Source organism: Asticcacaulis sp. AND118 (assembly GCF_020535245.1).
Taxonomy (GTDB): domain Bacteria; phylum Pseudomonadota; class Alphaproteobacteria; order Caulobacterales; family Caulobacteraceae; genus Asticcacaulis.
In genome coordinates this window covers 2,081,398-2,103,149 of record NZ_CP084910.1, presented here as the reverse complement: position 1 = coordinate 2,103,149, position 21,752 = coordinate 2,081,398, and the positions used below count along the sequence as shown (strand labels likewise).

Annotated in this window: 22 protein-coding genes and 1 tRNA gene; 13 read left to right on the top strand and 10 right to left on the bottom strand. The window is 63.4% G+C overall.

Annotated features, from left to right (window positions below; translation table 11 throughout):
- Nucleotides 1-14: 14 nt before the first annotated feature.
- A complete protein-coding gene (locus LH365_RS10145; RefSeq protein ID WP_226743522.1) occupies nucleotides 15-152 on the bottom strand; it encodes a hypothetical protein in 138 nt (45 codons plus the stop codon).
- Nucleotides 153-412: 260 nt separating this feature from the next.
- On the opposite strand from LH365_RS10145, the gene LH365_RS18615 reads away from it, so the two are divergent.
- On the top strand, nucleotides 413-547 hold the full coding sequence (locus LH365_RS18615) for a hypothetical protein (RefSeq protein ID WP_255606571.1): 135 nt from the start codon (nucleotides 413-415) through the stop codon (nucleotides 545-547).
- Complete coding sequence (locus tag LH365_RS10140; protein WP_226743521.1) at nucleotides 544-756, top strand: hypothetical protein; 213 nt, start codon at nucleotides 544-546, stop codon at nucleotides 754-756. The genes LH365_RS18615 and LH365_RS10140 overlap by 4 nt, the downstream gene beginning before the upstream one ends.
- Here the strand turns inward: LH365_RS10140 and LH365_RS10135 are convergent.
- From LH365_RS10135 to LH365_RS10115, 5 genes are all read right to left on the bottom strand, one after another.
- Nucleotides 749-2,791, bottom strand: a complete 2,043-nt coding sequence (locus tag LH365_RS10135) for a lipopolysaccharide assembly protein LapB (RefSeq protein WP_226743520.1) — start codon at nucleotides 2,789-2,791, stop codon at nucleotides 749-751. The two genes, LH365_RS10140 and LH365_RS10135, sit on opposite strands and share 8 nt — an antisense overlap.
- Nucleotides 2,792-2,999: 208 nt before the next feature.
- Nucleotides 3,000-3,083, bottom strand: a tRNA-Leu gene (locus tag LH365_RS10130).
- Between the two features lie 70 nt (nucleotides 3,084-3,153).
- Nucleotides 3,154-4,071: a CDF family Co(II)/Ni(II) efflux transporter DmeF gene (dmeF, locus tag LH365_RS10125; protein ID WP_226743519.1), complete on the bottom strand. Its 918-nt coding sequence runs from the start codon at nucleotides 4,069-4,071 to the stop codon at nucleotides 3,154-3,156.
- Nucleotides 4,068-4,343, bottom strand: coding sequence for a metal/formaldehyde-sensitive transcriptional repressor (locus LH365_RS10120; protein ID WP_226743518.1), 276 nt, complete (start codon nucleotides 4,341-4,343; stop codon nucleotides 4,068-4,070). The genes dmeF and LH365_RS10120 overlap by 4 nt, the downstream gene beginning before the upstream one ends.
- A gap of 66 nt (nucleotides 4,344-4,409) precedes the next feature.
- A complete protein-coding gene (locus LH365_RS10115; protein WP_226743517.1) occupies nucleotides 4,410-4,877 on the bottom strand; it encodes a hypothetical protein in 468 nt (155 codons plus the stop codon).
- A 220-nt stretch (nucleotides 4,878-5,097) separates the two neighbouring features.
- Between LH365_RS10115 and LH365_RS10110 the strand changes: the two genes are divergently transcribed.
- On the top strand, nucleotides 5,098-5,370 hold the full coding sequence (locus tag LH365_RS10110) for a hypothetical protein (protein ID WP_226743516.1): 273 nt from the start codon (nucleotides 5,098-5,100) through the stop codon (nucleotides 5,368-5,370).
- On the opposite strand, the gene LH365_RS10105 is transcribed toward LH365_RS10110, so the two are convergent.
- A complete protein-coding gene (locus tag LH365_RS10105; RefSeq protein WP_226743515.1) occupies nucleotides 5,358-6,689 on the bottom strand; it encodes an aspartate aminotransferase family protein in 1,332 nt (443 codons plus the stop codon). The genes LH365_RS10110 and LH365_RS10105 overlap by 13 nt on opposite strands.
- A 124-nt stretch (nucleotides 6,690-6,813) precedes the next feature.
- Here LH365_RS10105 and LH365_RS10100 point away from each other — a divergent pair, with 124 nt between their 5' ends.
- The 9 genes from LH365_RS10100 to LH365_RS10060 all read left to right on the top strand — a co-directional run bounded on the left by LH365_RS10100 (nucleotide 6,814) and on the right by LH365_RS10060 (nucleotide 18,039).
- On the top strand, nucleotides 6,814-7,509 hold the full coding sequence (locus tag LH365_RS10100) for a GntR family transcriptional regulator (protein WP_226743514.1): 696 nt from the start codon (nucleotides 6,814-6,816) through the stop codon (nucleotides 7,507-7,509).
- Nucleotides 7,510-7,717: 208 nt separating this feature from the next.
- Entirely contained in the window at nucleotides 7,718-9,238 is a 1,521-nt protein-coding gene (locus LH365_RS10095) for an aldehyde dehydrogenase (protein WP_226743513.1), read from the top strand.
- Between the two features lie 36 nt (nucleotides 9,239-9,274).
- Nucleotides 9,275-10,726: an NAD-dependent succinate-semialdehyde dehydrogenase gene (locus LH365_RS10090; RefSeq protein WP_226743512.1), complete on the top strand. Its 1,452-nt coding sequence runs from the start codon at nucleotides 9,275-9,277 to the stop codon at nucleotides 10,724-10,726.
- A gap of 165 nt (nucleotides 10,727-10,891) precedes the next feature.
- Nucleotides 10,892-12,244 carry an aspartate aminotransferase family protein gene (locus tag LH365_RS10085; RefSeq protein ID WP_226743511.1) on the top strand — a complete coding sequence of 451 codons (1,353 nt, stop codon included), beginning with the start codon at nucleotides 10,892-10,894 and terminating at the stop codon, nucleotides 12,242-12,244.
- 135 nt (nucleotides 12,245-12,379) lie between these two features.
- Nucleotides 12,380-13,753 (top strand): glutamine synthetase family protein, encoded by a 1,374-nt coding sequence (locus tag LH365_RS10080; RefSeq protein WP_226745476.1) that lies wholly within the window; start codon nucleotides 12,380-12,382, stop codon nucleotides 13,751-13,753.
- 195 nt (nucleotides 13,754-13,948) lie between these two features.
- A complete protein-coding gene (locus tag LH365_RS10075) occupies nucleotides 13,949-15,049 on the top strand; it encodes a PotD/PotF family extracellular solute-binding protein (RefSeq protein ID WP_226743510.1) in 1,101 nt (366 codons plus the stop codon).
- A gap of 63 nt (nucleotides 15,050-15,112) precedes the next feature.
- On the top strand, nucleotides 15,113-16,024 hold the full coding sequence (locus LH365_RS10070) for an ABC transporter permease (RefSeq protein WP_226743509.1): 912 nt from the start codon (nucleotides 15,113-15,115) through the stop codon (nucleotides 16,022-16,024).
- A complete protein-coding gene (locus LH365_RS10065; RefSeq protein ID WP_226743508.1) occupies nucleotides 16,021-16,905 on the top strand; it encodes an ABC transporter permease in 885 nt (294 codons plus the stop codon). The genes LH365_RS10070 and LH365_RS10065 overlap by 4 nt, the downstream gene beginning before the upstream one ends.
- A 15-nt stretch (nucleotides 16,906-16,920) precedes the next feature.
- Nucleotides 16,921-18,039, top strand: a complete 1,119-nt coding sequence (locus LH365_RS10060) for an ABC transporter ATP-binding protein (protein WP_226743507.1) — start codon at nucleotides 16,921-16,923, stop codon at nucleotides 18,037-18,039.
- 192 nt (nucleotides 18,040-18,231) lie between these two features.
- Here the strand turns inward: LH365_RS10060 and LH365_RS10055 are convergent, their stop codons facing one another.
- Complete coding sequence (locus tag LH365_RS10055; RefSeq protein ID WP_226743506.1) at nucleotides 18,232-18,654, bottom strand: MAPEG family protein; 423 nt, start codon at nucleotides 18,652-18,654, stop codon at nucleotides 18,232-18,234.
- Between the two features lie 112 nt (nucleotides 18,655-18,766).
- Between LH365_RS10055 and LH365_RS10050 the strand changes: the two genes are divergently transcribed.
- Nucleotides 18,767-20,605, top strand: coding sequence for an ABC transporter ATP-binding protein (locus tag LH365_RS10050; protein ID WP_226743505.1), 1,839 nt, complete (start codon nucleotides 18,767-18,769; stop codon nucleotides 20,603-20,605).
- Between the two features lie 311 nt (nucleotides 20,606-20,916).
- On the opposite strand, the gene LH365_RS10045 is transcribed toward LH365_RS10050, so the two are convergent.
- Together LH365_RS10045 and LH365_RS18610 are read right to left on the bottom strand one after the other, a co-directional pair.
- Complete coding sequence (locus tag LH365_RS10045) at nucleotides 20,917-21,471, bottom strand: hypothetical protein (protein WP_226743504.1); 555 nt, start codon at nucleotides 21,469-21,471, stop codon at nucleotides 20,917-20,919.
- Nucleotides 21,472-21,569: 98 nt separating this feature from the next.
- On the bottom strand, nucleotides 21,570-21,695 hold the full coding sequence (locus tag LH365_RS18610) for a hypothetical protein (RefSeq protein ID WP_255606570.1): 126 nt from the start codon (nucleotides 21,693-21,695) through the stop codon (nucleotides 21,570-21,572).
- Between the last annotated feature and the right edge of the window lie 57 nt (nucleotides 21,696-21,752).

The following is a 21,752-nucleotide window of genomic DNA, read 5'->3' as shown; positions in this document are numbered from 1 at the left end:
CTGCGCGTCTCTGATCAGAGGGCGATCAGTAGCGCCACCGCAGCCCAGATCGTGAGCGACAGACCGGCCACGGCAATAAGGCCGAAGGCGACAGCGCGATCATAGGTCGTGTGGGTTTGAGCCGATTCGGATTGGAAAGTGGTGCTGCGCATGATGCCCTCCATTACTTTTGACAGTAAAGTCAGAATCTGTGACACTTGGCAATAGGGTGAAATAAAAAATTACAAAAACGTCAAAAAATTATTGTTGATGGGTTCTTTATGGGTGAACAGATCAACCGCCCGACGCCGTTCCCCGAGTCATGCCCTGCGGCTAGGCCGCCCGTTGCGTCACCCTTATGTTCCGGTGCGCCGCTCCGAGCGCCTTCTTATGTCGGAACGCCTATCGTGGGGCATATACGGAGGATTTCGCCATGACCACGCAACCTAAGGATTCGACCTATTACACCAAAGAACAGAAGCGCGGCGAGGTGACGCCCGGCGAACAAACGACGGACGCCGACTCCCACCCTGACGATGAAGCTGAAGACGAAAGGCAAACGCAATGATCAACCCGCAGACCATTCCCTCTGACGACGCAGATCCGCGTGTCGATCGCGAAAATGGCAGGCTCACGGCGGATAACGGCCGTGTTTTCGATGTCGATCCGGTCAATACGCTTGATGACGATGAAGCGGAAGCCTCTCAGGACCCGGCGGAAGGGGGCCGCGACATCGACGGCTTCGACGAACCGAAGGACCGCGCCGGCCCTACTTGATGCCCATCGCCGAGGTGCTGGTGTTATAGTAGATGTTATTTTGGGCAGCGGTGGCGGCGTTGAAGGCGTTGGCGAAGGTGTTGAGCGCATCGCTGATGCCCACCGCCGTATTGTGTCGCTTGATTTCGGCATTGAGGCGGTCTACCGCGTCGTTGATGCGCGTCTGTTCCGCCGAAGTCTGATCCGGCACCTTGCCGTAGGCTTGAGACAGGCTGAGCGCGCGGTCGCGCACCGCCGGGGTCGCCACGGTCTGTACCTGTTTCCACTGGGCGTCGTCGATGCAGCCGTTGCTGGCGGAAACCGAGCAGCGCAGGGCCGCGAAGATGGCGTTATAATTTACCGCCTCGTCGAGGACACGATGGGCGTCATACAGCTTCCAGCCGACATTGCTGCTGTCGCGGCTCAGTTGCGCCAGACAATCCTGATAATCGTTCAGGCGGCCGTTCAGGCGATCCATGTCGTCATCGTCCTGAGGGGCGTAAAGACGGATTTCGCCGCAGGCATCGTACAGGCTGCGGAAATGGGTCGTGTTCACCAGACTGGCCTGTTGGGTCAGGCGGTTGAGATCGATATATTCGGCATAGGTGCTGCGGGCCTTCGCGGCGAATCGCGCGCGCTCGGCCACGATAGCGGCTTCGACCTTGTCAGGGGCGGCGGCCTCCAGAACCGAGACGTCGCCGGCCTGACTCAGAGCGGCGGCTTCGATGCGTTTCTGATCGCTTTTCAGAGCGGCCGCGTCTTCGCCGATGCGCTTGATCAGGTTGTCGCAGGTTTCGCGCGCTTCGGGCAATTGAGCACACCGCGCCTGTAATTGCGCTGTATACTGCGGCTGAGCCTGCGCCAGATCGATCAGTTTGACGCGCATCTGGGGGATGTCGGTGACGATGGCCGCGCCCCCGCTGCGGGCATCGTTCAGGCAGGCGCGATAATCGGTCAGGGCGGTCTTGCGCAGCGAAGCTTCGCCGGCGGCAATGCCTTCGCCCATGACGGCGCTGTGATAGTCCCATTCGCCGGGCAGTTTGCTGTCGCAAGCCACGCCGCCTGGATCGGCAGCCTTGAGCAGTTCGCGCGCGTCCATCTGCGGCTTGCGATAGGTCTGATCCAGCGACCGGTCGATGATGGCGAGCGTGTCTTTCAGAGAGTCCGACGGTTGAAGCTTGCCGTGGTTTTCGAAATCGACGCGCGCCCCCAGCGGATCGCCTTGCTGAAAGCGCTGCGTGCCGCGCGACGACAGACCGCGCGCATAGGTCGGATCGGCGGCGACGGCGCGGTCATAGGCGGCCAGCGCCTCGGCGGGGCGCTTTAACTCGCGATTCGTGTCGCCGAGATCGCTGAGGATGTCCGCCGACCGCGGCGCGATGGCCAGGGCGGCGGTGAAGTCGGCCAGGGCGGCTTCCATATTGCCGAGCCGCTGGTTCAGATGGCCGCGCCAGTGCAGGGCCTGTGCATCGCCGGGCGCGGCCCTGACCGCAGCGTCGAAGGCCGCGAACGAGCCCTTGCTGTCCGATTTCAGGCGCAGCAGGTGGCCTTTGGTCATCAGGGCCGGGACGGACTTGGCGTTGATCTTGAGGATGCGGTCGGCGAAGCCCAGCCCCTTGTCCAGTTCCCGCAGGCTCTGAGACAGCGAGGCGGCGGCCTGAAGATAGTCGATATTGTCCGGCGCCATGGCGATGGCGGTTTCATAATCCAGCAGGGCGAGTTGATAGGATTTCTTGCCTTCGTGCACCTTGCCGCGCAGCAGCAGAGCGGAGGTCAGGCGCGGATCGGCGTCGATGGCCACATCGAGATCGGTAAGCGCATCGTCGTATCTGCGTTGAGCGAACGCCAGTTCCGCACGGGCCTGCAGGGCCTTGGCCGGACTGGCAGCGGCAGCGGCCACGGCGGCGTCACAGGCGGTTTTAGCTTCGGTGAAGCGCCCGGCATGGGTCTCATGGATGCAAAGCTCGGTGGGGGAGGCGGGCGGCGTCTGCGCACCGGCGGCCGACGCGAAGGCGAGCGCCGTCAGGGCAGCAAGGCTCACGAGCGATTTGTACATGAAATTCCCCCGGTATTATGGTCCGTATAACGCCGTCAGCTTAAAGGGATTTATCGGGGTTTCAAGCCCGTTAAGGTTGCGGGTAGAGGTTAATCACGGAGCGGAGCGACTAGCGACCAAGCGGGAGCGCAGCCTGCGCGGCGCCAAGGCGCTTTGCGCCTGAGCGCAAATCAAAAAACCAAATTCCAGTAATGGAATTATTGGAATTTGGTGCCCCTGGTCAGACTCGAACTGACACACCTCTCGGTACCGGATTTTGAATCCGGCGCGTCTACCATTTCACCACAGGGGCACACGACGCAAACGTTCGCGGATGGGTGAGGGCGGTGTAGTTATCGGCTTTTGAGGGGGCTGGCAAGCCTCTAAGCCTGTGTTTCCACGGTAAGATGCCGTATCTCGTGCACGGGGCTCAGGCGGGCACGGATCGTCGCGCCGTCCGCCGGGCCGGTCGTGCTGACGATGGCCGCCCACGCCGCCGGGCCGATGCGCCAGACGTGCAGGTCGGCAATGGCCGTGCCGTCCGTTTCGACGCAGTCGCGGATTTCGTCCTCGATATGCGCGTCGCCCCGGTCGAGCAGAACGCCGGACGTGTCCTTGACGAGGCTCCAGGCCCAGCGCGCGATGACCACCGCGCCGACCACGCCCATCAGCGGGTCGAGCCACCACCAGCCGGCGAAGCGTCCTGCCAGCAGCGCCGCAATAGCCAGTATCGAGGTCAGGGCGTCGGCCAGCACGTGCACATAGGCGGCGCGCAGATTGTTGTCGTGGCCTTCATGCGCGTGCCCATGGTGAGCATGATCGTGGTGGTGATGGTCGTGGCTATGGCCATGCCCGTGATCATGTCCATGGCCCAGCAGCAGGGCGCTCACCAGATTGACGATCAGGCCGATGACGGCGACGATGGTGGCCTCGGTAAAGGCCACGGCCTGCGGCTGAAACAGGCGCACGATCGACTCGAACGCAATACCCAGAGACACCATGCCCAGCACCAGCGCCGAGGCGAACCCGGCCAGATCGCCGACCTTGCCCGTGCCGAAGCTGTAGCGGCGGTCGCGGGCGTGCTTGCGGGCATAGGCATAGGCGACAGCGGCGACAGTCAGGGCACCGGCATGGGTGGCCATGTGGAAGCCGTCGGCCAGCAGCGCCATCGAGCCCGTCAGGTAGCCGGCGACGATCTCGCCCACCATGGTCAGAGCGGTCAGGCCGACGACCCACAGGGTGCGGCGGGCATTGGCGTCGTGCGAGGCGCTCAGGTAGATGTGGTCGTGAGCGGTTGTCATTTCGCATATCTCCGGATAACCGCCAGCAATTCCTCCGTGCCGGTCGTGCGCGCTTCGGGGCTGAGGTCAGGGCGCGCCACGTGTTCGCGCAGATGCTCCTCGATCAGTTCGTCCATCAGCCCGTTGACCGCGCCGCGTACCGCCGCGGCCTGTTGCAACACGACGGCGCAGGGTTTGTCGGCCTCGATGGCTTTTTCGATGGCGGCCAGTTGCCCGGCGATGCGGCGCGCGCGGGCGGTGAGGCTGTCCTTATTGGCGTGTAAATGTCCCATACTATACCCCCCTATAGTATATGGTGCGGTCAATCAAGACATCCGGGTTCGTTCGAGGATAGGGAGTTAGTCGTCGTCGCGTTCGGCGGCGCGGCGGCGGTTGTCCTCGCCCCAGGCCGAGACCAGCTCCGAGACGATGGCCAGCAGCGACGGGAAGCGTGAGGCCAGCAGTCCGGCGATGACGGCGGCGGCGCTGGCCAGCACGGGCGAGCGGCCCTTGAGCGCGTCGAGGATGCGCTGGATGTGGACGATGGAGGATTGGGCGTAGGCGGCCTGGGTCTGGGCCTTGAGGAGGGCCTGCTGTTCGTCGCGGCGCTTCTTGCCGACATGCTTGACCAGAAGATAGAGGATCAGCGGCAGGATCATCGCCCCGCCCAGCGCCACCGGTCCCCAGATCGGGCCCAGCCAGATCTGCACGGCGTTGAACAGGCCGATACTGGCCCAGGCCAGTCCGATAATGGCCGCCGCGACCATCAAAACGACGGCGATCAGCGTGGCGCGCAGTTCGGCGAGTTGTTCCGAAAGATTAAACATGGCGAGCCCCGCGAAAAATGAAATGGCCTGAATTCATAACACTAGAGCCGATTTCGTTCGGATTGAATCGAAATCCGGCTCTAAATTTTGTTTAGTCGTATTTTCTATCGCTCAACCGCTATGCACTTGAGCGGAAAATACTTTATGGCCGTTCGATGGCCTTTAGGGCAAGGATATCCGTCTGATTCCGTAAGAAATCCGTAAAAGTAGGGGGCCGTTTATGAAAAGCTTCGTCGCCGCCGTGTGGCATATGACCGGGGTCATCTGCGCGCCGCTCTACTGGCTCCTGTCTTTCCTGTTCATTTGGGGCGGTTTCATCCTGATAGGCGACGGCAAGGGCATAGGACAGGCGGCGCTGTGGCTGGTGCTGATCCTGTTCGTCGCGCGCTTCGCCCCGCCCGCCCGGCGTTTAAGCGGACGGTGGAAGAACGTGCTGGGCTGCGCGGCGTTCGGCGTGTTCGCGCTGATGGCGTCGTGGTTTCAGGTCGTCTGATCCAGCGCCTTGCGGATCGTTTCCACGATGCGATCGATCTGCGCGCGTTCGATGATCAAAGGCGGCGACATGGCGATGATGTCGCCGGTCACGCGGATCAGCAGGCCGTCGTCGAAGCAGCGATCGAAGACCTCCAGCGCGCGGGCCGTCGGCGCGCCGTCGCGCGGCGTCAGCTCGATGCCGCCGATCAGGCCCAGATTACGGATGTCGATGACGTGTTTCGCGTCGCGCAAGCTGTGGACCGCCTCCTGCCAGTAGGGAGCGATCTCGGCGGCGCGGGCGAACAGGCCTTCTTCCGCATAGGTTTCCAGCGTGGCGATGCCGGCGGCGCAGGCCAGCGGGTGGCCGGAATAGGTATAGCCGTGGAACAGCTCGATCGGCGTTTCCGCCGTCTGCATGAAAGTATCGTAGATGCGGTTCGACACCCCGACCGCGCCCATCGGCACGGTGGCGTTGGTGATGCCCTTGGCCATGCAGATCAGGTCTGGCCGCACGCCGAAATAGTCGGCCCCGAAGGGCGCGCCCAGACGCCCGAAGCCGGTAATGACTTCGTCAAAAATCAGCAGGATATCGTGTTTATCGCAGATGTCGCGCAGGCGTTTCAAATAGCCCTTGGGCGGAACCAGCACGCCGGTCGAGCCCGCCACCGGCTCGACGATGACGGCGGCGATTGTGCTGGCGTCGTGCAGGGTGACGATGCGCTCCAGCGCGTCGGCCAGATCGGCGCCATGCTCCGGCTCGCCCTTGGAAAAGACGTTTTGCGGCAGGTGGGTGTGCGGCAGATGATCGACGCCGGCCAAAAGCGTGCCGAAGTGCATGCGGTTTTTGACGATGCCGCCGACGCTGATGCCGCCGAAACCGGTGCCATGATAGGCGCGCTCACGTCCGATCAGGCGCGTCTTGGCGGCATTGCCGCGCATCCGGTGATAGGCCAAGGCGATTTTCAGGGCCGTGTCGGCGGCTTCGGAGCCCGAATTGGTGAGAAACACCTTTTTCAGGTCGTAGGGCAGGATTTGCGACAGCTTGTGCGTGAACTCAAAGGCCAGCGGGTGGGCGATATTGAAGGTGGGCGCAAAGTCCATCACCGCCGCCTGCTTCTGGATGGCGGCGGTGATCTTCGGGCGGTTGTGCCCGGCATTGGAGCACCACAGGCCCGCCGTGGCGTCCAGTATCTCGCGCCCGTCGTGGCTCTTGTAGAACATGCCGTCGGCCTCAACCAGCAGCTTGTGCTTGCCGGATTTGAACGCCCGGTTCGGCGTGAACGGCATCCAGAACGAGCTGAGCGCGTCGGGTGAGGGGAGGTTGTCGGAAGCATCCATGGCCGGGCATCCCTAAAGCTGGGCATTTCAATTGTCCGCACCCAGCTTACAGGCTATACACAGGTCTGCCAGTCCTTTTGTGCGCCGACTCCCTTTCTTGTGATCACATTTTGAGGCCGCTTATATGACCTTTCCGGCGCTGAACGTCTTCCATATGCCCGGTCTGGATGTGCGCGATGAGGACACGTCCGTCCACGATCAGGTCTATGAGGCGCTGGCCAATCTGTTGATTCAGGGGCAGATGCCGCCGGGCAAATCGGTCAGTTTGCGCACTCTGGCCGGCGGGCTGGGCGTCAGCCCCATGCCGGTGCGCGAGGCGGTGCGCCGTCTGATCGCGCAAAAGGCGCTGGAACTGCAACCGTCGAACAAACGCCTGCGCGTGCCGTCCCTGTCCGAGGACCGTCTGCGCCAACTGATGATCGCCCGTCAGTGGGTCGAGCCGGAACTGGCCTTCCGCGCCGTGGCTTCGGTGACGAAGGACGTCATTATCGACCTCAAGGCCGACGATCTGCGTCTGATGGCGGCTTTGGCCAAGGGCGATGTCGATGGCTATATGCAGGCCAATCACGCCTTCCACTTCCGCATCTACCAACTGGCGCACGCCGACCTGTTCCTCGACATGGCCAAGACGCTGTGGTTGCAATCGGGTCCGTTCATGCGTGTGGTGTTCGGGCGGCTGGGGACGGTGCAACTGCCGCAGGACCACCATCAGGAACTGATCCGGGCCTTGGAAACCGGCGACGCCGAAGCCGTGCGCCAGCATATGGCGGAAGACATCCATGAGGGCATGGAACTGATGCTTGAGGCGTTGAAAGGCTAATTCATCCTCCCCTGTAGTGAAGCGTACGGGGGAGGTGGCAGTGAGCGTAGCGAACTGACGGAGGGGGCGAAAACAGTGGGATTGCCCCTCCGTCTCGACTCGCTTCGCTTGCTCGACACCTCCCCTGCTTCGCAGGGGAGGATGAAGGCTTGACTTGCCGCCGTATGCCATGCTCCATTTGTGATCACAAATTGCCGGAGGTTTTGCCATGCTGCCAGCGCCCATCGCCACGCCCGCTGCCGACCTTTCCGGGGTGCTCGATTCGCTCAAAACCGTGTTCAAACCCGACAAGGCCTTTATCGAAGGCCAATGGACGGCGGCCGCGTCAGGCAAGATCTTCGATAACCACACGCCACGCGACAACCGCCTGATCAACCGCCTCGCGGCCTGCGACGCGGCCGATGTCGATGCGGCGGTGCGTTCGGCGCGCGCCGCGTTCGAGGACGGGCGCTGGCACCACGTTGCGCCGAAGGCCAAGAAAAAGGTACTGCACGCCCTGGCCGATCTGATGACGGCGCACGCCGAAAATCTGGCCCTGCTTGAATGTCTCGATACGGGCAAGCCGATCCGCGATGCCCGCGCCGTCGACATCCCGCTGGCCATCAACAGCGTGCGCTACTACGCCGAGGCGCTGGATAAGATCTATGGCGAGGTCGCGCCTGCGCCGCAGGGCCGGTTCTCCTATGCCGAGCACGAGCCGCTGGGCGTCATCGGGGCCATCGTGCCGTGGAACTTCCCGCTGCACATGGCCATGTGGAAGGTCGCGCCGGCGCTGGCCATGGGCAATGCCGTGGTGCTCAAACCCGCCGAGCTGTCGTCCATGACCGCGCTCTATGTGGCGGCGCTGGCCATCGAGGCCGGTTTGCCCGCCGGCGTGTTCAATGTGGTAACGGGCTTCGGCCATGAGGCCGGCGATGCTCTGGCCCGTCATATGGAGGTCGATATGATCGCCTTCACCGGTTCCGGCCCGGTCGGGCGGCAGCTGATGAAGGTCTCGGCGGAGTCGAACCTCAAGCGGGTGTCGCTGGAGCTGGGCGGCAAGTCGCCGCAGATCGTCTTCGCCGATTGTCCGGACCTTGAGGCCGCCGCCCAGAACGCCGCCTGGGGCGTCTTCTACAATCAGGGTCAGGTGTGCACGGCGGCGTCGCGCCTGTTCGTCGAAGCCTCGATCAAGGACGCCTTCGTCGAAAAGGTCATCGCTGTGGCGAAGGCCATCACCGTCGGCGATCCCTTCGATCCGGCGACGGCCTTCGGGGCGATGATCTCCGAAAAGCAGATGAACACCGCGCTCGACTATATCGCCAGGGGGCAGGCCGGTGGGGGCACGGTGCGGCTGGGCGGCGAACGGGCGATGAGCGACAGCGGCGGTTTCTATGTCGAGCCGACCCTGCTGGACGGCATCGCGCCCGATAATGTGCTGGCGCGCGAAGAGGTGTTCGGACCGGTCCTGTCGGTCCTGACGTTTGAGGGCGAGGCGGAGGCCTTCCGTCTGGCCAATGATACGGTCTACGGGCTGGCCGCCGGGGTATGGACGGCGGATGTCGGCCGCGCCATGCGGGCGGCCAAACAGCTCAAGGCCGGGCTGGTCTGGGTCAATGGCTGGGACGCCTGCGATATCACCCTGCCGTTCGGGGGCTTCAAACAGTCGGGCTTCGGTAGAGATCGCAGTCTGCACGCCCTATATAAGTATGCCGATCTGAAGTCCGTCTCGATCAGCTATCAGCCCTGAACCCATTCAGGCGCATACGTCCCGGAAGGCCTCCCCATGAAACTCACCCCCGCCATTCTCGACATCCTCGGCGACGCCGTCAGCCAGACGCCACCCGCCTACAAGGCCTTTGCCTCTTATAACCCTTCCACCGGCGACGTGCTGGGCTATGTGCGCGATATGGGCGCCGAAGAAACCGAGGCGGCCATTGCCGCCGCCGAAGCCGCCATGCCTGCATGGGCCGCGAAGTCCGCCAAGGAACGCGCCAAAATTCTGGAGAAATGGCACGATCTGCTGATGCAAAATCAGGAGGCGCTGGGCCTCTTGGTGTCGCTGGAGCAGGGCCGGGCCATCAAGGAGGCGCGCGGCGAAGTCGCCTATGCGGCGGGCTTCATCGAATGGTTCGCCGAAGAGGGCAAGCGCGCCTATGGCCGCACCATCCCCGCCCCGGTGGCGGGCAAGCAATTGCTGACCATCTCTCAGCCCGTGGGCGTGGCGTCGGCGGTCACCCCGTGGAACTTCCCGCTGTCGATGATCACGCGCAAGCTGGGGCCGGCGCTGGCCGCCGGGTGCGCGGCGGTGCTGAAACCGGCCGAAGATACGCCGCTCAGCGCCCTCGCGCTGAAGCAACTGGCCGACAAGGCCGGTGTGCCCGAAGGGCTGATCCATATCGTCACGGCCTCGACCGGGGCCGAGGTGGGCAAGGTGCTGACCACCGATCCGCGCGTCAAGAAGTTCTCCTTCACCGGTTCCACCCCGGTCGGCAAAACGCTCTATGAGCAGTGCGCCTCGACCATCAAGAAGATATCGCTGGAGCTGGGCGGCAATGCGCCGGTGGTGGTGTTCGACGACGCCGATCTGGATATCGCGGTCCCGGCAACGGCCCTGTCGAAGTTCCGCAATTCGGGGCAAACCTGCGTCTGCGCCAACCGCATCTTCGTGCAGCGCGGCATCTATGACGCCTTTGTCGAGTGTCTGACGGCCGAGGCCCGGCGCCTGCGGCTGGGGCCGGGTTGGGAAGAGGGCACGGGTCTGGGGCCGCTGATCAACCAGAAGGCCGCGACCAAGGTGACGCAACTGGTCGAAGACGCCGTGTCGAAGGGTGCGCAGGTGGTGCTGGGCGGCAAGGTCGATGACACTCAGGGGCCGCTGTACTTCCCGGCGACCATTCTGACCCACGTGCCGCGCGCGGCGCGCATGTTCGACGAGGAAATCTTCGGGCCGGTGGCGGCGCTTTATCCGTTCGACACCGAAGAGGAGGGGATCGCTCTGGCCAACGACACGCCGTTCGGTCTGGCGGCCTATGCCTTCACGACGGACATCAAGCGCGGCTGGCGCGTGTCGCAAGCCATCGAGGCCGGCATGCTCGGGTTGAATGACGGTGTCATGTCCACCGAGGTCGCGCCCTTCGGCGGTGTCAAGGAATCGGGTCTGGGCCGCGAAGGCGCGGTCGAAGGGCTTGAGGAGTTTCTGGAGACCAAGTTCATCAGTTTCGGAGGTTTGGGGTGAGATTGGATATCGCCCCCTCCGCCTCGACACGCTTCGCCTGCTCGGCACTTCCCCCGTACGCTGCGCTACAGGGGAGGATGTTCTGGCTCGTTCATCCTGCCCTGCAAGCCCTTGGGCAAAGCGGGGGAGGTGGCAGCGCGAAGTCGCTGACGGAGGGGGCGTTGCGTGTCTCTCACTGACTTCCTCTCCACTGAAACCGAACGCTTCAACGCCGCCCACCCGCGAACCCTCGCGTTTGCCGCGGAGGCTCAAACCGTGTGGCGCGGCGGCGTGCCGCTGCACTGGATGCACGACTGGGCGTCTCCCGTGCCGCTCTATGCTGAGCGCGCCAAGGACGCGACCCTGTGGGACGTGGACGGCCACGCCTATGACGACTTCTGTCTGGGCGATACGCCGTCCATGTTCGGCCACGGGCGCGAGGAACTGCAACGCGCCATCGCCGAACAGGCGGGGCAGGGCGTCGGTTTTATGCTGCCGACCCGCTCCAGCCTTGAGGTCGGCCAACTTCTGAAAGACCGTTTCGGCCTCCCCGTCTGGCAGTGCGCCACCACGGCGTCGGACGCCAATCGCGCCGTGATTCGCTGGGCGCGGGCCATCACCAGACGCTCGAAAATCCTCTTCATCGACGGGGCCTATCACGGCATGGTCGATGACGCCTTCGTGGTGCTGAAAGGCGGGCGGATCGTCCATAAGACCGGCCTGATCGGACAGGTCGCCGACCTGACGCAGCATAGCGTCGTCGTGCCGTTCAACGATCTTGAGGCCCTGAGTCAGGCGCTGCAAACGCGCGAGATAGCCGCCGTCATGCTCGAACCCGTCATGACCAACTGCGGCATGATCCTGCCCATCGACGGCTATCACGACCGCTTGCGCGCCCTGTGCGACGAGACGGGCACGCTGCTGGTCTATGACGAGACGCACACCCTGTCGTCGGGCTTCGGCGGCTATGTGCACGCGCACGGTCTGCGCGCCGATATACTGACCGTCGGCAAGGCCATAGCCGGTGGCGTCCCCGCTGCCGTCTGGGGCGTGTCGGCCGAAGTCGCCGCGCGCATGGATGCGGCTCAGGCCGAGATCGGACCCGGCGCGTCGGGCATCGGCACCACCTTGTCCGGCAATGCGCTGGCCATGGCCGGGATGAAGGCCATGCTGACCGAGATCATGACGCCCGACGCCTACGCCTATATGCAGGCGGGTGCGGAAAGTCTTGTGGCCAGGCTCCGCGCCGTCATCGCGCGCCACGCCGTGCCGTGGTCGGTGGTGCATGTCGGCGCACGGGCCGAGTTGGTCTTTGCCGCGCCCGAACCGCAAAATGCCGAGCGGATGCGCCGCGCGCTCGATCCGGTCTTGCTGAAGGCTCTGCATCTTTACCTGATCAATCGGGGGGTGCTGATCGCGCCCTTCCACAACATGATGCTGATTTCGCCCAAAACCGCAGCGGAGGCCATTGACCGCCTCGTGGCGGCGGTGGAAGGTTTCATCACTGAGTACAAGCGTTTCACATCCTCCCCTGCGTAGCGGGGGAGGGGGACCACGAAGTGGTGGAGGGGGCAGCCGCCGGTTTTGCCCCCTCCGTCTTCTCGTTTCACTCGAAGACACCTCCCCCGTAAACAGGGGGAGGAGGATAACGAAATGACCCTGCCTGCACACCCCATGGTCGCCACCGTCGATGAGGCCAAGGCCTTCCTGGAGGCCCACCCGCACATCAACTACTTCGAGATCCTGTTCACCTCGATGACCGGCGTGCCGCGCGGCAAGCGCCTGCGCCGGCACGAATTGTTGCCGATCTACGAATATGGCCGCTTCCTGCCGGGCTCGATTCTGGTGGTCGATACGCTGGGGGCCGACTGCGAAGAGACGGGGCTGGTGTGGGAAGACGGCGACGCGGATCGGGTAGCCAGACCGGTGCCGGGCACGCTGACGCCCGCGCCGTGGCTGGGTGACGATGTGGGGCAGGTCATGCTGTCGCTCTACGAACTGGACGGCACGCCCAACGACCTCGACCCGCGGCATGTGCTGCAGGGCGTGCTCGACCGTTACACAGCCGATGGCCTGACGCCGGTGGTGGCGTGCGAGCTGGAATACTACCTCGTCGACATAGAGCGCGGCCACGACGGTCAGTTGCAACCCGCCACGTCCTTCAATACCGGTCAGACACCCAAGGGCATTCAGGTCTACGGCCTGCCCGAAGTCGAGGCGCATGGGGAATTCTTCCGCACCCTGTGGGAGACGGCGGATGTGATGAATATCCCGCTGGAAGGCGCGATTTCCGAGTTTGCGCCGGGTCAGGTCGAACTGACGCTCAAGCACAAGCCGGACGCCCTGCGCGCCGCCGACGACGCGGTCCTTTACAAGCGCATGGCCAAGGGGGTGGCGCTGAGCCTCGGCGTCGAGGCGACCTTCATGGCCAAGCCTTGGGCCGACCGTGCCGGTTCGGGCTTCCACGTCCACGTCTCGGTGGCGGATAAGGACGGCAAGAACCTCTGCGCCGACGCCCATCCGGAAGGTTCGCCCCTGCTCAAGCACATGATCGGCGGCATGAAGGACCATCTGGCCGACTGCATGGGCATCCTTGCGCCGGGGGCCAACAGCTTCAAGCGCTTCAAGGCCAATTCCTACGCGCCGGTGGGCCTGACCTGGGGTGTCAATAACCGCACGGTGAGCCTTCGCGTCACCGCCGGTCCGGCTCACACCCGCCATGTCGAGCACCGTGTCGCCGGGGCCGACGGCAACCCCTATCTGGTGCTGGCGGCCATCCTCGCCTGCGCCCACCATGGCATCACGCACAAGATCAATCCGGGCCCGGCGGTGGTTGGCAACGGCTATGCGGTGGCGGCCGAAACGGGAGCGACCCTGCCCACCAACTGGTTCGCGGCGGTGGACTATCTGGACAGGTCCAAAGTGCTGCGCGACTATCTGGGGCAGCGCTTCGTCGACATGTACGTCAAGGTGAAGAAGACCGAACAGGCGCGCTTCTTTGAAGAGATCACCGAGCTGGACTACGACTGGTATCTGCGTAATGCCTGAGCTTTGAAAGGTGTTTCGCAAAAATATGACGCATTTGCGAACGTGATCACATATGGCGGTTGACAGACGCCCGATACCGTATTCTGTTAACTTATCTTCATATTCAGGCGGGGGGCTGAGTAGGTTCCTCCTCTGGGGTTTATGCACCAACGGTCACCTCCCCGCAGGCGGGCCGAAACCGAAGGAGACTGGGACATGAGTTCATCGCGTCATCGCGCATCGCGCCGTTCCTTGCTGCAGGGTCTTGGGGCCGCAGCGGTGGGCATCAGCTTCGGAGGCCTGTCGGCCTGTTCGCAGGGGGCCAAGACCGCCCCCGGCGCCGAAGAGGCCAAGCTCAACTTCTACAACTGGGACACCTATATCGGCGAAACCACGCTGGCCGATTTCAAGGCGGCGTCCGGCATCGACGTCAGCATGTCGATCTTCGCCACCAATGACGAACTGTTCGCCAAGATGAAGACGGGCAATTCCGGCTTCGATGTTATCGTGCCGTCCAACGACTTCGTCGAGCGCCTGTCGCAGGCCGACCTGCTGCTGCCGCTCGATCACGCCAAGCTGCCGAACCTCAAGAATATCGACCCGGCCTTCATGGATGTGGCCTACGATCCGGGCCGCAAGTGGTCCGCGCCCTATACCTGGCTGGTGCTGGGCATCGGTTACCGCAAGTCGAAAATGCCGGCCGGCTTCAAGCCGGATTCGTGGAAGTATCTGTTCGACTCCGACCAGTTCAAGGGCAAGATCGCCGTCCTGTCCGAAGCCGGCGACATGATCCGCCTGGGCGCCAAATATCTCGGCCACTCGGTCAACGGTCTCGATCAGGCGACCATCGACAAGGTCACGGCCATGCTGATCAAGCAGAAGCCGTTCATCAAGGCCTTCCACGAGGACGACGGTCAGGACATGCTCCTGTCCAAGGATGTCGATCTGGTGCTGGAGTACAATGGCGACATCGCTCAGGCCAAGGTCGAGGACGACGATATCGACTTCATCATCCCGAAGGAAGGCTCGCAGCTCAATTCGGACAACTGGTGCATCCCCAAGGACGCGCCGCGCCCGGACAATGCGCATAAGTTCATCAACTTCATGATGGACGCGCAGGCGTCGAAGCACATCTTCGAGACCATCCTCTATCCGACGACGAATGCCGCCGCCAAGGCGCTGATGCCGGATGCGTACAAGAACAACCCGATCATCTTCCCGTCGCCGGAAGAGCTGGCGCGCTGCGAATACGCGGCCTTCGACGCCTCCAAGGCGCAGGTCTACGAAGACGCCATGACCAGGATCAAGGCCGCCTAAGACCCGAAGCCGCCGCGGGCGCACCAGGCCTGCGGCGGTTGTTTTTGTGCAAGGGGACAGCGCATGGAACAGAGCTGGCGTCAGGCCAAGGGACTCTTCGCCGCCCTGATGAGCGCGCCGCTCGTCTGGCTGGTCTTCTTCTTCTTCGTGCCACTGGGCATCGTCTGGCTGTACAGCTTCGGCGAAAATCAGGGCCTGATCGATATTGCCTTTACGGGTACGTGGAGCAACTACGCCAAGGCGCTGGAACCCCTCTATCTGGGCATCTTCGCCAAGTCGCTGTGGGTCGCCGCCCTGACCACCTTTCTGTGCGTGGTCATCGGTTTTCCGGTGGCGCTGGCCATCACCTTCGCGCCGGACAAGTGGAAGCCATGGCTGCTGCTGCTGGTCATGCTGCCCTTCTGGACCAATCTGCTGATCCGCACCTATGCGCTGATCGCGGTGCTGCGCACCGAAGGCTATATCAATCAGACCTATCATTTCCTGTGGAACAACGCCTCGGGTCTGATGACCCTGCTCGGTCTTGCCCCGCTGGGCGAGTTTCAGCCGCTGGAACTGCTGTACAATAATTTCGCCGTGGTGCTGGGCCTCGTCTATGTCCACCTGCCGTTCATGATCCTGCCGCTCTATTCGACGCTGGATCGTCTGGATCGGTCGCTGCTGGAGGCGTCGCTCGATCTGGGCGCCAGTCATATCCGCACCCTGTTCTCGATTGTAGTGCCGCTGGCGGGGGCGGGGATAGCTTCGGGCGTGCTGATCACCTTCATCCCGGCGCTGGGCGCCTATCTGACGCCGGACCTTCTGGGCGGCACGGACTCGCAGATGATCGCCAATGTCATCGAGAGCCAGTTCAAGCGCGCCAATAACTGGCCCTTCGGCGCGGCCCTGGCCTTCCTGCTGGTCTATCTCACCTTTATCGGCATCGCCATTCAGGGCCTGCTCGACAAGTCGGCCAGAAAGCGGGGGATGGCATGAGCGAGGTCGCCGAAGTCAAAAAGACTCCCCCCAGGAAAGAGTTACCGGGTCCGCTGGAATATATGCGCCGCTGGCCGATCCAGTTGTGGCTGCTGGCCGTCACCGTCTTCCTCTACGCGCCGCTGATCTCGCTGATGGTCTTCTCCTTCAACGACTCGCGCCGCAACGTCGTGTGGCAGGGCTTTACCCTGAAATACTACGAAAAGGCCCTGACCAATGCCAGCCTGATCGAAGCCTTCACCAACTCCATCGTTATCGCCCTGTTCTCGACGGTGATTTCGGTCATCGTCGGGGCCATGGCGGCGATCGTCCTGTGGCGCTTCCGCTTCCCCGGCCGCACCGCCATGGACGCCGGCATGGCTATCCCCATCGTCGTGCCGGAAATCTGCATGGGCGTCGGCATGCTGGTCTTTTTCGCCAAGATATTCCCGTGGCCGCAGGGCCTGCCGTGGCCGCTCAATCTGGGGGCCATCATCATCGCCCACGTCTCGTTCAGCTTCCCCTTCGTGGCGGTGGTGGTGCGGGCGCGTCTGGCCTCGTTCAACCGCGAGCTTGAAGAGGCGGCCAAGGATCTGGGGGCCAGCGAATGGCGCACCCTGATGGACGTGCTGGTGCCGCACATCCAGCCGTCGCTGATCGCCGGGGCGCTGCTGGCCTTCACCCTGTCGCTCGACGATTTCGTCATCACCTTTTTCACCTCCGGTCCGGACACCGTGACCTTCCCGGTGAAGATCTACTCGATGGTGCGTTTCTCGGTGACGCCTGAGGTCAATGCGGCCTCGACCATCCTGATCGTGGTGACGGTCCTGCTCACCTTCCTTGCGCTGAAATTCCAGGGATCCGAAGCCCTGACCGCCGGTCACGGCCCAGAAAAGAAGTGACGGAGACGAAGTAACATGCCCGAAGGTAAAACCATCATCAGCTTCGAGAACGTCTCCAAGCGCTTCGGCAAGAACACCGCCGTCGATAATGTGTCGCTCGACATTCAGGAGGGCGAGTTCTTCTCGCTACTCGGTCCGTCGGGCTGCGGCAAGACGACTTTGCTCCGCATGCTGGCCGGCTTCGAGATGCCGTCCGAGGGGCGTATTCTGATCGACGGCAAGGACGTTTCGACCACGCCGCCGAACAAGCGCCCGGTCAATATGGTGTTTCAGTCCTACGCCGTCTTCCCGCACATGAGTGTGCTCGACAACGTCGCTTACGGCCTGAAGATGGACGGCGTGCCGCAGGCCGAGCGTCGCCAGCGCGCCGAGGAAGCGCTGGAACTGGTCAAGCTCTCCGGCTTCGGCGAGCGCAAGCCCGACCAGATGTCCGGCGGTCAGAGACAGCGCGTGGCGCTGGCCCGCGCGCTGGTCAAGAAACCGCGCGTGCTGCTGCTCGATGAGCCGCTGTCGGCGCTGGACGCCAAGCTGCGCGACGCCATGCGCACCGAACTGGCTCTCTTGCAAGAGAAGGTCGGTATCACCTTCATCATGGTCACCCACGATCAGGACGAGGCGCTGGCCATGGCCACGCGCTGCGCCGTGATGAACCGCGGCCTGCTGCAACAGGTGGCGACGCCTTTCGACCTGTACGAATTCCCCAATTCGCGTTTCGTGGCGGACTTCATCGGCAGCGTGAACCTGTTCGAGGGGCGGCTGGATATCGACGAACCCGACCACGCCATCATCAAGACGAAGGACATGGGCGAAATCTATCTCGACCACGGCGTGACCGGCGCGACCGGGGCGACCGTCTGGGCGGCGCTGCGCCCGGAGAAGATCGAGATGGAGAAGTTCGACCACAAGCCGACCAAGATGGAAGACGCCCCCGAAGGCTACAATATCGTCGCCGGGACCATCCGTCTGATGACCTATCTGGGGTCGGAAACGGTGTACGAGGTCGAACTCGACAGCGGCCGCATGGTCAAGGTGCTACGCTCGAACCTGACGCGCTGGGATCAGGAGGACTTCACCTGGGACGAAAAGGTGTGGCTGTCCTTCAATGCCTGCGCCCCCGCTGCGTTGCTGAGCTAAACCTCCTTTATACCTCCCCGACTTGTCGGGGAGGGGGACCGCACGAGCCGCCGCAGGCGGTGAGATGTGGTGGTGGGGTGTCTTGCGAACCTGTCGGCACGCGCCCTTGTTGAACTTTAGAAAGAACCCCACCACCGCATCTCACCTTCGGTTCGTGCGGTCCCCCTCCCCACCATAGGTGGGGAGGTATGATTACGCGGCCAACCGCACGAAAAACAGCACCCACATTACCCCCAGCACCGTCACCGCCGCGCCGAAGGCGAGCAGCCGGAACAGGATGTGGTTGATCGTAACATGGATCAGGCTGTGGAGGATACGAAAGGCCACAAACGCCCAGGCCAGCATCAACTGCGCGTCGTTGACCGTCCGCGTGACGAAGAGCAGCACGCAGATCACGTAGAACAGCACCGGCAGTTCCAGCAGGCTCGAATAGTTGCGGTTGATCAGCCGGCAATGGCGCGGCACCCGCTCGGTATCGCCCAGGGCAAAGTCGCGCGGCGAGGCCTGACGCGAACGCACGGCCCCGATGCGGGTGATCAGCATGGCCAGCAGCATGGCGAAGGTGAGGGCGGCCAGCGCGCCCATCGGCCACAGAATCAGGACTGTATTCGGCATATCGCCTCCCTTTTATGCGTTACAGCATGGCATGATCCGGCGCTTTCGGCTACTGACGCCTTCTGACGGCGGGCGACGGTAAGGCCCTGCCTGTAACCTCAGAGCCTCCCCCATGCTGACCGCCCTGTTCCGCCGTTTCGAACGCCTGATCGATCCGTTCAGGCCCTACCCGGAGACGACCCCGCCGTCGTCCATCGTGCCGTACTTCCTCGTCTATCTGCGTCAGACCTGGCCGGTCTTTGCGGGCGTGCTGGCGCTGGGCCTGATGGTCACCCTGACCGAGGTGATGATCTTCCGCTTCGTCGCCGACATGGTGGACATCCTCAACGCCACGAAGCCGTCGGAGCTGTGGGCGAAGCACGGTCCCTACTTCACCGGCATGTTGCTGCTGCTGGGCATCGGCTGGCCGGTGATGGTGCTGATCCAGTCCCTGCTGCTGCAACAGGGGGTGACGACCAACTTCCCGGCCCTGATCCGCTGGCAGTCGCACCGCCACGTCGTGCGTCAGTCGATGAGCTTCTTCTCCAACGACTTCGCCGGTCGCGTCGCGTCCAAGGTGGTCGACAGCGCCTCCAGCGTGCGCAACACCCTGATCACCCTGTGCGACACCTTCCTCTACGTGCTGGTCTACTTTTCCAGCGCCCTTTACATGTTCTTTCAGGCCGACATCCGTCTGATCGTGCCGCTGACCCTGTGGCTGGTCGCCTATGGCGTGATCTGCTGGCGTTTCGTGCCCAAGCTGTCCAGCGCTTCCGAAGAAGCCTCCGAAGCCCGTTCGGCGCTGGTTGGGCGCGTGGTCGACAGCTACACCAATATCCAGACCGTCAAGCTGTTCGCCGACCCCTCGCGCGAAGACGCCTATGTGCGCGAGGCGCTGGAGGACAACACCGCCAAATGGCAGCGCCAGCAGCGGCTGATCACCCGGCTCGACATCCTCGTCGCCTGCCTCAATGCGGCGCTGCTGCTGTCGACCGGCGTGCTGGCCGTCTGGCTGTGGCGCGACGGGCTGATCACGGTCGGCGCCATCGCCCTGGTCGGGGCCCTGACCCAGCGCATCCTTAACATGTCCGGCTGGGTGATGTTTCAGGTCACCAGCCTGTTCGAGAATATCGGCACGGTGCAGAACGGCATCGAGACCATCGCCAGGGCCCACAGCGTGGTCGATGCGCCCGACGCCCAGCCGCTGAGCGTCAGCGAAGGTAAGGTGCAGTTCGACGCCGTGCGTTTCAACTATGGAGAAGGCAAACCCGCGCTCAATGGCATCGACCTGACCATCGCGCCGGGCGAAAAGATCGGCTTGGTCGGGCCGTCCGGCGCGGGCAAGTCCACGCTGGTCAACGTCTTCCTGCGCCTGCACGACCTCAGCGAAGGCCGCATCCTGATCGACGGGCAGGACATCGCCCGCGTGACGCAGGACAGCCTGCGCGCCCATATCGGCATGGTGACGCAGGACACCTCGCTGCTGCACCGCTCGATCCGCGCCAATATCGCCTATGGCCGGCCGGGCGCTTCGGACGAAGAGATCATCGAGGCGGCCCGCCGCGCCCATGCCTGGGACTTCATCCCCGACCTGCGCGACAACAAGGGCCGCTCAGGCCTCGATGCCCATGTGGGCGAGCGCGGCGTCAAGCTCTCCGGCGGTCAGCGCCAGCGTATCGCCATCGCCCGCGTCCTGCTCAAGAACGCGCCGATCCTGATCATGGACGAAGCCACCGCGGCGCTCGATTCCGAGGTCGAGGCGGCCATTCAGGACAGTCTGATCGAGTTGATGGCCGACAAGACGGTCATCGCCATCGCGCACCGGCTGTCGACCATCGCGCGGATGGACCGGCTGGTGGTCATGGAGCAGGGGCGAATCATCGAGACCGGCACCCATGCGGAATTGCTGGCCGCGCACGGCCTCTATGCGAGGCTTTGGGCCAGACAGACGGGTGGATTTATCGCGGAGTAAAACATCCTCCCCTGTAGCGTAGCGTAAGGGGGAGGTGGACGCGAAGCGGCCGGAGGGGGCAGCCTTTTCTCCCCTCTTCCGTGGGGGAGAGGGTGGTGCGCAGCGCCGGGTAGGGGGCCTAACCTTCAGGACCGCGTGCACGACTAAAACCGAAAGACCACCCCACCACCATTCGCTCCGCAAACGGTCCCATCGCTTGCGAAAGCTATACTTTCGCTGCGCTATACCCCGCTAGCGGGGAGGTATGATTTTGGGGCGTCATCGCAATCATTCATTCCTCCCCAACTTGTTGGGGAGGGGGACCGCGCCCGTCAGGGCGGGGTGGTGGGGTGTCTTTCTTTCGGAACCACAAGCGCCACCGAAGCCGTTTCCTGCAACCCCGCCAAAGTCCGCAACACCTCATCGGCGTTGACCTTGGCCGGTGTCAAACCCGGCAAGCCTGCCGCCTTCGCCGCAAACCCCGCGCCGACAGCGCTTTTCACCTCGACCGGCTTGCGACCCGTCACCGGCGAAGCCGCCTTCACCGACGCCTTGCCGACAGTCTGCGGAGGATTTTGAACGAACGGCTGAACCGCGACCTCTGGCTGCGCGGCATCCCACCACGGCCCCAGCGCCTGACGGCGCTTGTCGCCCCATTCGAGGGTGCTGGCTAACTGAGCGCGCGCCTTGATCGCTTCGCTCTGATTGACGGCGCGTTCGGCCTCAAGCCGGCGCGGATCGGGAGCCTGCCCTTCGGCGCGGTCGCAGCGACTGTAGATGCGCTCGATGACCGCCGCCACGCGCACGGCGCGCTCGACGCCCACCATGTCTTCGGGATCGTCCATGGCTTCCGCGCGCAGCAGCATGCGGTCGGCAAAGGCGCGCAAATGGCTGCGTCGTGCCTCCGGGCTTAGTCTTTCCTCTGCGGTGCGCTCATCCAAAGCCATGCCCATAGGATGCACGCGGTTCAGACGGCGGGGATAGATTAATCTTTCGCAGCCATGCTTCTGATCATAGCTTTGACGCGGGCAGAGGCGTCTTCGAGCGGCATCACTTGGCCTTCGGCTTCGGCGGTGAGCCCTTCGGTCAGTGCCTGATCGAATGCAGTCAATCGACTTTCACGGACGTCTCTTATATTCCTATGCCGCTTCATTAAATGCTCGCAAAT